This window comes from Auraticoccus cholistanensis, assembly GCF_009742705.1.
Lineage (GTDB): Bacteria > Actinomycetota > Actinomycetes > Propionibacteriales > Propionibacteriaceae > Auraticoccus > Auraticoccus cholistanensis.
On sequence record NZ_WPCU01000003.1, the window covers coordinates 336389 to 347260 of the forward strand.

The 10872-nt window shown below is 71.9% G+C and carries 12 protein-coding genes and 1 tRNA gene (1 of these 13 running past the window's edge); 2 read left to right on the forward strand and 11 right to left on the reverse strand.

The annotated features are described in order from the left end of the window. Positions 1–287: 287 nt before the first annotated feature. From GC722_RS02530 to GC722_RS02540, 3 genes are read right to left on the reverse strand one after another with little or no spacing between them, the layout of a single operon-like run. On the reverse strand, positions 288–1280 hold the full coding sequence (locus GC722_RS02530; RefSeq protein ID WP_156607563.1) for a Gfo/Idh/MocA family protein: 993 nt from the start codon (positions 1278–1280) through the stop codon (positions 288–290). 10 nt (positions 1281–1290) lie between these two features. Beyond that, complete coding sequence (locus GC722_RS02535; RefSeq protein WP_156607565.1) at positions 1291–2271, reverse strand: helix-turn-helix transcriptional regulator; 981 nt, start codon at positions 2269–2271, stop codon at positions 1291–1293. A gap of 50 nt (positions 2272–2321) precedes the next feature. Continuing rightward, positions 2322–2792, reverse strand: a complete 471-nt coding sequence (locus GC722_RS02540; protein WP_156607567.1) for a DUF1707 SHOCT-like domain-containing protein — start codon at positions 2790–2792, stop codon at positions 2322–2324. 120 nt (positions 2793–2912) lie between these two features. Here GC722_RS02540 and GC722_RS02545 point away from each other — a divergent pair, with 120 nt between their 5' ends. Together GC722_RS02545 and GC722_RS02550 are read left to right on the forward strand one after the other, a co-directional pair. Then, positions 2913–4229, forward strand: coding sequence for an aspartate kinase (locus tag GC722_RS02545; RefSeq protein WP_331714318.1), 1317 nt, complete (start codon positions 2913–2915; stop codon positions 4227–4229). Positions 4230–4239: 10 nt separating this feature from the next. Then, the gene (locus tag GC722_RS02550) at positions 4240–4590 is read left to right on the forward strand and encodes a hypothetical protein (protein WP_156607569.1); all 351 of its coding nucleotides are present in this window, start codon (positions 4240–4242) and stop codon (positions 4588–4590) included. A 3-nt stretch (positions 4591–4593) separates the two neighbouring features. Here GC722_RS02550 and GC722_RS02555 read toward each other — a convergent pair whose 3' ends face one another. The 8 genes from GC722_RS02555 to GC722_RS02590 form a co-directional block, all read right to left on the reverse strand. After that, positions 4594–5223, reverse strand: a complete 630-nt coding sequence (locus GC722_RS02555) for a CoA transferase subunit B (RefSeq protein ID WP_156607571.1) — start codon at positions 5221–5223, stop codon at positions 4594–4596. Then, on the reverse strand, positions 5220–6011 hold the full coding sequence (locus GC722_RS02560) for a CoA transferase subunit A (RefSeq protein ID WP_331714319.1): 792 nt from the start codon (positions 6009–6011) through the stop codon (positions 5220–5222). The genes GC722_RS02555 and GC722_RS02560 overlap by 4 nt, the downstream gene beginning before the upstream one ends. An 84-nt stretch (positions 6012–6095) precedes the next feature. Continuing rightward, positions 6096–7004 (reverse strand): carbohydrate ABC transporter permease, encoded by a 909-nt coding sequence (locus GC722_RS02565; protein WP_156607573.1) that lies wholly within the window; start codon positions 7002–7004, stop codon positions 6096–6098. Beyond that, on the reverse strand, positions 6997–7953 hold the full coding sequence (locus tag GC722_RS02570; RefSeq protein ID WP_156607575.1) for a carbohydrate ABC transporter permease: 957 nt from the start codon (positions 7951–7953) through the stop codon (positions 6997–6999). Before GC722_RS02570 ends, GC722_RS02565 begins: the two co-directional genes overlap by 8 nt. Before the next feature lie 3 nt (positions 7954–7956). Continuing rightward, positions 7957–9198 (reverse strand): ABC transporter substrate-binding protein, encoded by a 1242-nt coding sequence (locus tag GC722_RS02575; protein WP_197429711.1) that lies wholly within the window; start codon positions 9196–9198, stop codon positions 7957–7959. 369 nt (positions 9199–9567) lie between these two features. Continuing rightward, positions 9568–9644 (reverse strand) — tRNA-Pro (locus GC722_RS02580). A 137-nt stretch (positions 9645–9781) separates the two neighbouring features. Continuing rightward, entirely contained in the window at positions 9782–10720 is a 939-nt protein-coding gene (locus GC722_RS02585; protein ID WP_331714320.1) for a metallophosphoesterase, read from the reverse strand. Beyond that, positions 10717–10872, reverse strand: partial view of a PASTA domain-containing protein gene (locus GC722_RS02590; RefSeq protein WP_156607579.1) — the 3' end only. It continues 579 nt past the right edge of the window; the window shows 156 of its 735 coding nt (coding positions 580–735); the start codon falls outside the window, past its right edge; it ends in the stop codon at positions 10717–10719. The genes GC722_RS02585 and GC722_RS02590 overlap by 4 nt, the downstream gene beginning before the upstream one ends.

Below are 10872 nucleotides of genomic sequence, written 5' to 3' on the forward strand. Positions count from 1 at the left end.
GCCGCCCTCGGCGCGGAGTTCTGCGAGATCTACACCGACGTGGACGGGGTCTACACCGCCGACCNAGGTCTCGGACCGCATCACGCTGCGGTGGGCCGGCGACGGCGAGCTCGCCGAGGCCCTCACCGAGCACGCCGACCTGGTGGCCGGGGAGGTGCTGGCGGTGGAGATGACCCGGGAGCAGCCCGGCGACGACTGGCGCCGCGACGACGACCTGGGGCTGCGGTTCCGCGTCGAGCGGGTCTGATGTCGCACGGCCCGGTGCGCGCGCAGAGCGCGCACCGGGCTCAGACGGTGAGGGTGGTGTCCTCCGCGACGGGCACGCCCAGCTGGTCCAGCGCGGTCTGCATGACGGCCTGGACGGCGAGCGTGTCGTCCAGGCTCATCACCGGGCTCTCGGTCAGCCCCGCGGCCAGGCAGCGGGCCACCTCGTCCATCTCGTGGCTGTAGCCCTTGCCGGTCGGGGGCAGGTTCATGGCCTCCGGCTCGCGGCCGTGGCGGCGCAGCACCAGGCTGGCCGGGTGGTGGAAGCGGGGCTCGAGCTCGAGGTGGCCCTCGGTGCCCATCACCAGCGAGCGGCCGGCCGTCTGGGACTCCAGCGAGCAGACCAGGGACGCCGAGCGGCCGTCGTCGTAGCCGAGCAGGTAGCTGACGGTGGCGTCCACCCCGTTGGGGTACGTCGAGCCGGCGGCCTGCACCACGCTCGGCGTGCCGAGGAACTGCTGGGCGACGTTGATGACGTAGACGCCGAGGTCGAGGGTGGCGCCGCCGCCGAGCTCGGGGGAGAAGAGCCGGTCGGTGGGGTCGAAGTCGCGGTGGGCGCCGAGGTCGGCCTGCACGGCCCGCACCTCGCCGATGGCGCCCTCGGCGACGAGCTCCCGGGCCCGGACGACCGCCGGCTGGAAGCGCGTCCACATCGCCTCCATGCAGAACACCCCGGCGGCACGGGCGGCCTGGACCACCTGCTCGGCGCCGGCGAGGGTGGCGGTGAAGGCCTTCTCGACCAGCAGCGGCTTGCCCGCCTCGACGGCGGCGAGCGCCAGCCGGTGGTGCTGGGGGTGGGGGGTGGCCAGGTAGACGACGTCCACCTCCGGGTCGGCCAGCAGCTCCCGGTAGGAGCCGTGCGCCCGCGCCGCCCCGTGCTCGCGGGCGAAGGCCTGGGCGCTCTCCGGGCGGCGCGAGCCGACGGCGACCAGCTCGGCGTCGTCGGCGGCGGGGAAGTCCTGGGCGAAGGAGGCGGCCATCCGGCCGGTCCCGGCGATGCCCCATCGAGTCGTCATGGGGCCGAGGCTAGTCCGTGGCGCCCCCGCCCGCCGCCACCCCGGCGGCGCGCAGCATCCGCTCCGCCCGCCGGGCGACCTCGGCGCGGAAGGAGTCCGGGGCGAGCACGGTGAAGTCGGCGTCCAGGCTGTTGAGGGCGTGCAGCGCCCAGTGCGGCTCGTCGGTCTGCATCGTGACCCGGCACCGCTGCTCGCCCAGCGGCTCCACCTCCGCCCACCGTCCGATCCACGCCCGGGCGTGGGCCTCCCCGGTCTCCACCTCCGCGACCACCCGCTCCCCGGCGTGGCTGCCGCTGGTGGACACGGCCACGAACTCGGCGGCGTCCGCGGCCGGCAGCCGGCGCGGCGCGAAGGCCTCGCGGGTGGGGGAGACCGCGCTGATCCGGTCCACCCGGTAGCACCGCCAGTCGTGGCGCAGCAGGTCGTAGCCCACCAGGTACCAGCGCCGCCCCTGGGGCACCAGCCGCAGCGGCTCCACCCTGCGGCGCACCGGGTCGACGTCCCCGCGCCGGTGCTCCAGCTCCACCCGCACCTGGTCGCGGCAGGCCAGCGCCAGGGTGGTGAGGACGTCCGCGGCCAGCTCCGGCGGAGGGTCCCAGGCGCGGGCCTGGGTCATCTGCTCCAGCGCCTCCGCCCGGCGCCGCAGCGGGCGGGGCAGCACCTGCATCACCTTGGCCAGTGCGCGCAGCGACGCCTCCGACAGCCCGGCCGCCGCCCCGGAGGTGGCGTTGCGCAGCGCCAGCACGATGGCCACGGTCTCGTCGGCGTCGACCAGCAGCGGCGGCATGGCGGCCCCGTTCTCCAGCTGGTAGCCCCCGTCGGTGCCGCGGGTCGAGCGGACCGGGTAGCCGAGCTCGCGCAGCCGCTCGATGTCGCGGCGCAGGGTCCGCTCGCTGACCTCCAGCCGGCCGGCGAGCTCCGGACCCGGCCAGAACCGGTGGATCTGCAGCAGGGACAGCAGCCGGAGGGTCCGTGCGCTGGTGGCGGCCATGGCCCCATGGTGACCCAGTCAGCGGTCACATCCTGACCGCTTCGACCGGCTCAGCGGGAGGAGTCGTCCTCGTCGTCGCGCTGACCGCCCGGCTCGCCGTCCTCGTCGAGCCCGAACACGCCCAGCAGCCACGGGGTCACGAAGAGCGGGATGAAGACGAACCACCAGAAGGAGCCCCAGCCCAGCAGCGAGGCCGCGACGATGGCCACCGGCCACGACGCGCCCGCCAGCAGCTTGCCGGTCACCACCATCCGCCGGCTCGGGCCCGTGGGCACCGGCGCCGCCGCCCGGGTCGCCAGCTCGGCGACCGAGCGTCCGGGGCCGATCCGCGGTTCGGGCAGGTCGACGAAGAGCGGCAGCAGGTCGGCCTCCACCCGGGCGGCCAGCGCCCGACCCATCCGCTCGTCGAACTCCGCGGTCGAGAGCCGCCCGGCCGCGTGGTGCTCCTGCAGGTACTCCACGGCCAGGTCGCGCTCGCGGTCGCCGATCCGCGGGGCGGGCTGGTCGGGGACGTCGGGCATGACGTCATTCTGCCGCGCGCGGGCCGCGAGGTCCTCCAGGGCCGTCGCCCGCGCGTGGGACTGCTTCCCACCTGCTGGCCGCGGGACGGGGGCGACGGTGCGCGTGGCACAGTGTTCGCCGTGACTCGAGTCGTGCAGAAGTTCGGTGGATCGTCGGTCGCCGACGCCGAGAGCATCAAGCGCGTCGCCCGCCGGGTCCTCGCCACCAAGCAGGAGGGCCACGAGGTCGTCGTGGTGATCTCGGCGATGGGAGACACCACCGACGAGCTGATGGACCTCGCGCTGCAGGTCTCGCCGATGCCCGCCCCGCGCGAGCTCGACATGCTGCTCACCAGCGGCGAGCGGATGAGCGCGGCGCTGCTGGCCATGGCCATCGCCGACCTCGGGGCCACCGCGCGCTCCTTCACCGGCTCCCAGGCGGGGGTCATCACCACCGGGACCCACGGCAACGCCCGGATCATCGACATCACCCCGGGTCGGATCGAGTCCGCGCTGGACGAGGGCGACATCGTCATCGTCGCCGGGTTCCAGGGGGTCTCCCAGGACACCAAGGACATCACCACCCTGGGCCGGGGTGCCTCCGACACCACCGCGGTGGCGCTGGCCGCCGCCCTCGGCGCGGAGTTCTGCGAGATCTACACCGACGTGGACGGGGTCTACACCGCCGACCCGCGGATCGTGCCCAGCGCCCGCCAGATACCCGAGATCTCCTACGAGGAGATGCTGGAGATGGCCGCGTCGGGGGCGAAGATCCTGCACCTGCGCTGCGTGGAGTACGCCCGCCGCGAGGACGTCCCGGTGCACGTACGATCGTCGTTCTCGGACAAGGCCGGGACGTGGGTCAAGGACCTCTCCGACATGGAAGGACGTCTGATGGAGCAAGCAAAAAAGGCCAAGATCACCATCGTGGGGGTCCCGGACCGGATCGGCNTGATCTCGGGGGTCGCCCACGAGCGCGGCGAGGCCAAGATCACCATCGTGGGGGTCCCGGACCGGATCGGCGAGGCGGCGCGCATCTTCGAGACCATCGCCGCCAACGAGATCAACATCGACATGATCGTGCAGAACGTCTCGCACGTGGACACCTCGCGCACCGACATCTCCTTCACCCTGCCCAAGACCGACGGCCGCAAGGCCGTGCAGGCGCTGGAGGGGGTCAAGGACGAGGTGGGCTACCAGGACCTGCTCTACAACGACCAGATCGGCAAGGTGTCGGTGGTCGGTGTGGGCATGCGCTCCCACCCCGGCGTCACCGCCAAGTTCTTCGCCGCGCTGGCCGAGGCCGACGTCAACATCGGCATGATCAGCACCTCCGAGATCCGGATCTCGGTGGTGGTGGACGCCGAGCGGGTGGACGCCGCCGTCCTCGCCGCCCACACCGCCTTCGGGCTGGACGCCGACTCCGAGGCCGTCGTCTACGCCGGCACCGGACGCTGAGGACGAGCCCGTGGCCGGGTCCGGGATGCTGCTGCTCGCCCTGGTGCCGACGGTGCTGGTGCACACCGCGTTCCTCCTCGTGGTGGGTCTCTTCAGCGCCGGCCGGGTGCGCCAGCTCGGCCTCGCCGCCGGGGCGCTGCTGCTGCTGACCTCCGTGCTCAGCACGGTGACGCCGGCGGCGCTGCTGGGGGCCGGCTGGCGGCCGCAGTCGATCGGGTTCGTCAGCGCCGGGTTCGGCCTGCTGGGCTACGTCGCTCTGGGGCTCATCGCCGCGGCCCTGGTGATCGGTGGACGGCGACGCCGCACGTCCGAGCCGCACCGGCAGCCCTACCCGTCGGGACCGGTCGCCGGTCCCCGCTGAGGCTCAGTCGAGGAGCTCGGGCTCGGTGGCCGCCCGCACCTGCTCCCGGCTGACGCCCGGCGCCAGCTCCACCAGCCGCAGCCCCTCCGGGGTCACGTCGAGCACGCACAGGTCGGTGATGACCCGGTCCACCACCCGGCGTCCGGTGTAGGGCAGCGAGCACTCGCGGACGACCTTGCAGCGGCCGTCGCGGGTCAGGTGCTCCATCACCACCAGCACCCGGCGGGCGCCGTGGACGAGGTCCATCGCCCCGCCCATCCCCTTCACCATGGTGCCGGGCACCACCCAGTTGGCGAGGTCGCCGCGCTCGGAGACCTGCATGGCGCCGAGCACCGCGACGTCGATCTTGCCGCCGCGGATCATCCCGAACGAGTCGGCGGAGTGGAAGGTGGCCGCGCCGGGGCGCAGCGTGACGGTCTCCTTGCCGGCGTTGATGAGGTCGGGGTCCTGCTCGCCCTCCCAGGGGTAGGGCCCCACGCCGAGCAGCCCGTTCTCGGAGTGCACCACCAGCTCCACGTCGTCGGGCACGTGGTTGGGCACCAGGGTGGGCAGGCCGATGCCGAGGTTGACGTAGGAGCCGTCGGTCAGCTCGGCCGCCGCCCGGGCGGCGATCTGGTCGCGGGTCCAGCTCATCGGGCCTCCCCGCCTGCCGGCCGCGGGCGGACCGTGACCTTCTCGATCCGCTTGGCGGCCGCCTGCTCGGCGGTGAGCGGGACCACCCGGTGCACGAAGACGCCGGGGGTGTGCACCTGGTCCGGGTCCAGCTCGCCCGGCTCCACCAGCTCCTCCACCTCGGCCACCGTCACGGACCCGGACATGGCGCAGACCGGGTTGAAGTTCTGCGCCGCCCGCCGGTAGACCAGGTTGCCGTGCCGGTCGCCCTTCCAGGCCCGGACCAGCCCGAAGTCGGAGACGATGGCGTGCTCGCGGACGAACTCCCGTACCCCGTCACGGGTGGCGAAGCTCTCGGTCACCTTGGGCGGTGAGGCGACCAGCACCTCGCCGTCGGGGCCGTACCGCCACGGGATGCCGCCCTCGGCCACCAGGGTGCCCACGCCGGAGGCGGTGTAGAAGGCCGGGATGCCCATGCCGCCGCAGCGCAGCCGCTCGGCCAGCGTCCCCTGCGGGGTGAGCTCGACCTCCAGCTCGCCGGCCAGGTACTGCCGGGCGAACTCCTTGTTCTGGCCGACGTAGGAGGCGGTGACCCGCCGGATCCGGTGGGCGGCCAGCAGCCGTCCCAGCCCGAAGCCGTCGACCCCGCAGTTGTTCGAGGCGACCTCGAGGTCGGTGGCGCCCTGCTCGAGCAGCGCCTCGATCAGCACCTCCGGCACCCCGCAGACGCCGAAGCCGCCGACGGCCAGGCTCGAGCCGTCGGCGACGTCCGCGACGGCCTCCGCCGCGCTGGCGACCACCTTGTCCACCCCGGTGCACCTCCCCGTCGAGTCCTCGGCGTCACCCTAGCCGTGCCCGCCTGGGCGCGCCTCGGACCCGACGGGGGAGGGCTGCTACTTGATCCCGGTGGTGGCGATGCCCCGGATCAGGAACCGCTGGCCGAACAGGAAGACCAGGAACAGCGGGACCAGGGACACGATCGACATGGCGAACATGGCACCCCAGTTGCTGCCGCTGGTGGCGTCCAGGAAGGAGCGCAGCGCCAGCGGCACCGTGTACTTCTCCGGGTCGGTCAGGTAGATGAGCGGGGTGAAGAAGTCGCTCCAGGTCCAGATGATGGTGAAGATGGCCGAGGTGGCCAGCGCCGGACCCATCAGCGGCAGCATCACCCGGGTGAAGATCCGCCAGTGCCCGCAGCCGTCGATCCGGGCCGCCTCGTCCAGCTCGCGCGGGATGCCCCGGATGAACTGCACCATCAGGAAGACGAAGAAGGCGTCGGTGGCCAGGAACTTCGGCAGCACCAGCGGGATGAAGGTGTTCACCCAGCCGAGCAGGTTGAAGATGATGTACTGCGGCACCACGACGACGTGGATGGGCAGCATGATCGTCACCAGCATGATCGAGAACCACAGGGTCCGCAGCCGGAACTTGAGCCGGGCGAAGGCGTAGGCCGCCAGCGAGCACGAGACCAGGTTGCCGACCACCGCCCCGACCACCACCAGCAGCGAGTTCACCAGGTAGTGGCTGAAAGGGCTCCCCAGGGCGTACCAGCCGCCGGTGTAGTTCTCGGTGAACAGGTCGTTGAGCCACAGCCCGGGCGTGCGGAAGATGACGTCCGTCGGCCGGAAGGAGCTCACCAGCAGCCACAGCAGCGGGTAGATCATCAGCAGGCTGGCGGCGATCAGCAGCAGGTGCTTGACCACCGAGCGTGCGCGTCGGGCCGCCACCGGGCGGCTCTCGGGCTCCCGGGCCGGCGACGCCTCGGGAGCGGCGGTGGCGGAGCGGGTCTGCAGGTCAGTCATCGTAGAACACCCAGTACTTGGAGAGGAGGAAGTTGACCGCGGTCAGGGCCCCGACGATGACCACCAGCAACCAGGCCATGGCGGCGGCGTAGCCCATCTGGAACTGCCCGAAGCCACGCAGGTAGAGGTAGAGCGTGTAGAACATCGTCGAGTCCGACGGCCCGCCGGTCCCGTTGGAGACCACGAACGCCTGGGTGAAGGACTGGAAGGCCCCGATCACCTGCAGCACGAGGTTGAAGAAGATGATCGGCGACAGCAGCGGCAGCGTGATCTTGACGAAGCGCGACCAGCGGCTGGCGCCGTCGACCGAGGCCGCCTCGTAGTACATGCTCGGGATCTGCCGCAGCCCGGCCAGGAAGATCACCATCGGTGAGCCGAAGGTCCACACGTGCAGCAGGATGATCGTCCACAGCGCGTACCCGGGGTCGGCGATCCAGCCGATGGTCGCGTCCACGCCCAGCAGCCGGAGCACCTGGTTGACCAGGCCGTCGGTGCCGAACAGCTGGCGCCACAGCAGCGCGATGGCCACCGAGCCGCCCAGCATCGAGGGCAGGTAGAAGATCGAGCGGTAGAACGACAGACCCTTCATGCCCTCGTTGAGCAGCAGCGCGATGGCCAGCGCGACCACCAGCTGCAGCGGCACCGAGACGAACACGTAGACGAAGGTGACGCGCAGCGAGTTGTGCAGCCGGTCGTCCTCGAGCATCCGGACGTAGTTGTCCACGCCCGACCACTGCGGCGCCTGGATCAGGCTGTAGTCGGTGAAGGACAGGTACAGCGAGGCGATCATTGGCCCGATGGTGATGACCACCAGCCCCACCAGCCACGGCAGCAGGAAGAGGTAGCCGGCCTTGTTGTCCCGGCTGTTCTCCTTGCGGCGGGCCGCCTTCTCCTCCGGTGTACGGGCCTTGCTGACCTTGAGGTGCGAGAGCTCGGAGATGGCGCTCATGCGTCAGACCGTCAGGTTGGAGGTGACTTCGTCCACGAACCCCTGGGCCGCGTCGGCCGTGCTCGTGCGGCCGAACAGCACCTCGGTCTGGTACCGGAACATGACCGCACCCAGGGTGCCGCCGCCGGGCAGCGGGGCGATCGGCGTGGCGGCCAGCTCGGGCTCGATGTCGGAGATGAACTTCGACACGGCCTGCTGGGCCGGCGAGAGCTCGCCCTCGATGGCGGCCTGCACCTCGGTGTTGGGCTGGATGCCCCGCTCGGCGAGGTTGATCATGCCGGACTCGGTGCTGTTCATCCACCAGTTGATCAGCGCCACCGCGGCCTCGGGCTCCTCGGTGCGGCTGGAGACCGACCACAGCATGGAGGCCTTGTACCAGGCCTTGCGGTCGGTGGCCTTGCCGGTCGTGCTCGGGAAGCGCAGCAGCGCCATCTCCTTGCCGGAGGCGTTGTTGACGGCCTCGACCTGGTTGGACCAGTAGACCTGCATGGCCCCGGTGCCCACCGCGAGGGTGCTCTGGTCGAGCGTCTTGGTCGACTCCTCGCTGATCTGGGCGGCGGTGCCGATGGCCCCGGCCTCGAAGAAGCGCATCATCATGTCGAACCAGGCGGTGGCGTCGGCCACCTCGAAGCCCAGCCCCTCGGGGGTGAAGAGCTCCTTGCCGTTCTGGCGCAGGAACGCCGAGAACATCGAGTCGGCGCTGAACACCGAGGACGCCCCGAAGTCGAGGTCGGCGCCCTTGGCCACCTCCGCCGCGATCTCCATCAGGTCGTCCCACGTCCAGGTGGTGTCGTCGGGCATGTCCATCCCGGCCTTCTCGAACAGCTCGGGGTTGGCCATCAGGATCGGGGTGTTGATGCCGGCGTTGACGCCGTACAGGGTGCCGTCGATGCGACCGGAGTCCACCGTCCCGGGCAGGAACTTGGAGGTGTCGATGCCGTGCTCCTCCAGGTCGAGCAGGGCGCCCCGGTCGCCGTACTCGCTGATGTAGGCCATGTCCATCTGGATGATGTCGGGGGAGGTGTTGCCGGCCGTCTGGGTCGCGAGGCGGTCCCAGTAGCTGTTCCACTCACCCGGCTGCGGCTCGATCGTCACGCCCGGGTTGGCCTTGGTGTAGGCCTCGATGGCCTCGGTGGTGTTGGCGTTGCGGACCTCGTTGCCCCACCAGGTGAAGGTCAGGGCCGCCGAGCCGTCATCACTGCCGCCCCCCGATCCCGAGCCGCCGCACGCGGTCAGACCCGTCATGCCCGCGGCACCGGCCAGTCCGGCACCGATCAGGAGCTGCCTCCGACTGAGACCCATCTGCTTTCCCTTCGCCATTGCTGAGAAGCGCTGTGATGCCGGGCGGGGACGGGGCCTGCGAGGGGCTCCGATGCCCGGCTGCCTTGGAGTATTCGTTACGCGTACGATCGATGTCAACGAAGGAGGAGCCGCGTTACCAACCCTTGACGTACGCGGCGGAAAGCGCTTCCCCGGACGCCGCGCGGAGCCGCGGGGCGATGGGTCGCGCGCAGGTGTGCGGACGCCGCCGAGCGGTGCGTCCAGGAGGTGGAGGACCGTGCCGGTCCGGGCACGGGAACGCCCCAGGCCTGACCAGCAGACCTGGGGCGGAGGTGGTCGGGGTGACAGGATTTGAACCTGCGACCTCTTCGTCCCGAACGAAGCGCGCTACCAAGCTGCGCCACACCCCGGAGCCCTGACGGGCACCGGGCCCGCTCCCCGGTGGGGGCTGCGGGCCGTCGCCGAGTCTAGCGGATGCGCGCGCGTCCACGCACATCGTCCGCACCGGACCCTCCCGGGCCACCGCTCGACCGGCCGGGTGGACCGGTCAGCCGGTGGTGGCGGAGCGCGGCACGAGGGTCAGCAGGGTGGCCTCGGGGAAGCAGGCGAACCGGTAGGGGGCGTACCGCGAGCCGCCCACGCCGGCGCTGACGTGCAGGGCGGCGGTGTGCAGGTCGCCCTCGGGTGTGCGGGCGGTGTGCGAGCTGAGGCCCTTGACGCGCGCCGGGTCCAGGTCGCAGTTCGTGACGAGGGCACGCCCGCCCGGCAGGCAGACCTGCCCGCCGTGGGTGTGACCGGCGAGCACCAGGTCGACCCGGTCCGCGGCCATGGCGTCGAGCACCCGCAGGTAGGGGGCGTGGGTGACGCCCAGCACGACGTCGTGACCGGGCCCGGCGGGCCCCGCCACCGCGGCGTAGTCGTCGCGGTCGAGGTGGGCGTCGTCGGTGCCGCGCAGCTCGACCCGCACCCCGTGCAGCTCGAGGCTGACCCGGCGGTGCGTCAGGTCCTGCCAGCCGCCCCGGCCGAGCTGCTGCCGGAGCTCGTCGACGGGCAGGTCCACCGGTCGCTCCAGCGACCGGTTGGGGCCGGTGCCGCCACGGCGGAGGTAGCCCAGCGGGTTCTTCGGCACGGGGCTGTAGTAGTCGTTGCTGCCCATCACGAAGACGCCCGGACGGTCGAGCAGGCGCCCGAGGGCCTCACCCAGCGGTCCGACCGCCTCCGCGTCGGACAGGTTGTCGCCGGTGTCGACGACCAGGTCGGGTTCGAGCGCACCCAGCCGGGACAGCCAGCGCTGCTTGGCGTGCTGGTCGTGGTGCAGGTGGATGTCGGAGACGTGCAGCACCCGCAGCGGAGGGGCGCCGGCCGGCAGCAGCGGCACCGTGACCCGGCGCAGCCGGAAGGAGCGGGGCTCGACCGCGGTCGCCCAGACCAGGCAGGCGGCGCCCAGGGCGCCCACCGCGGCGGCGGCTCGGGGAAGCGGCCTCACTCGCCGTCTTCCTCGTCCTCCTGCTGCTTCCTCTCCTCCTCCTGCTGCTGCTGGCGCTCCTCACGCTCCTGGCGCTCCTCGCGCTGCTGCTGCTCGCGCTCCTGCTGCTCTTCGCGCTCCTGCTGCTCCTCGCGCTCCTGCTGCTCCTCGCG

What these genes read in the sequence shown, in the direction of transcription:
- GC722_RS02530 (WP_156607563.1), bottom strand. Translation starts at nt 1,280, where the DNA reads ATGACGACTCGATGGGGCATCGCCGGGACCGGCCGGATGGCCGCCTCC.
- GC722_RS02535 (WP_156607565.1), bottom strand. Translation starts at nt 2,271, where the DNA reads ATGGCCGCCACCAGCGCACGGACCCTCCGGCTGCTGTCCCTGCTGCAG.
- GC722_RS02540 (WP_156607567.1), bottom strand. Translation starts at nt 2,792, where the DNA reads ATGCCCGACGTCCCCGACCAGCCCGCCCCGCGGATCGGCGACCGCGAG.
- GC722_RS02555 (WP_156607571.1), bottom strand. Translation starts at nt 5,223, where the DNA reads ATGAGCTGGACCCGCGACCAGATCGCCGCCCGGGCGGCGGCCGAGCTG.
- GC722_RS02565 (WP_156607573.1), bottom strand. Translation starts at nt 7,004, where the DNA reads ATGACTGACCTGCAGACCCGCTCCGCCACCGCCGCTCCCGAGGCGTCG.
- GC722_RS02570 (WP_156607575.1), bottom strand. Translation starts at nt 7,953, where the DNA reads ATGAGCGCCATCTCCGAGCTCTCGCACCTCAAGGTCAGCAAGGCCCGT.
- GC722_RS02575 (WP_197429711.1), bottom strand. Translation starts at nt 9,198, where the DNA reads ATGACGGGTCTGACCGCGTGCGGCGGCTCGGGATCGGGGGGCGGCAGT.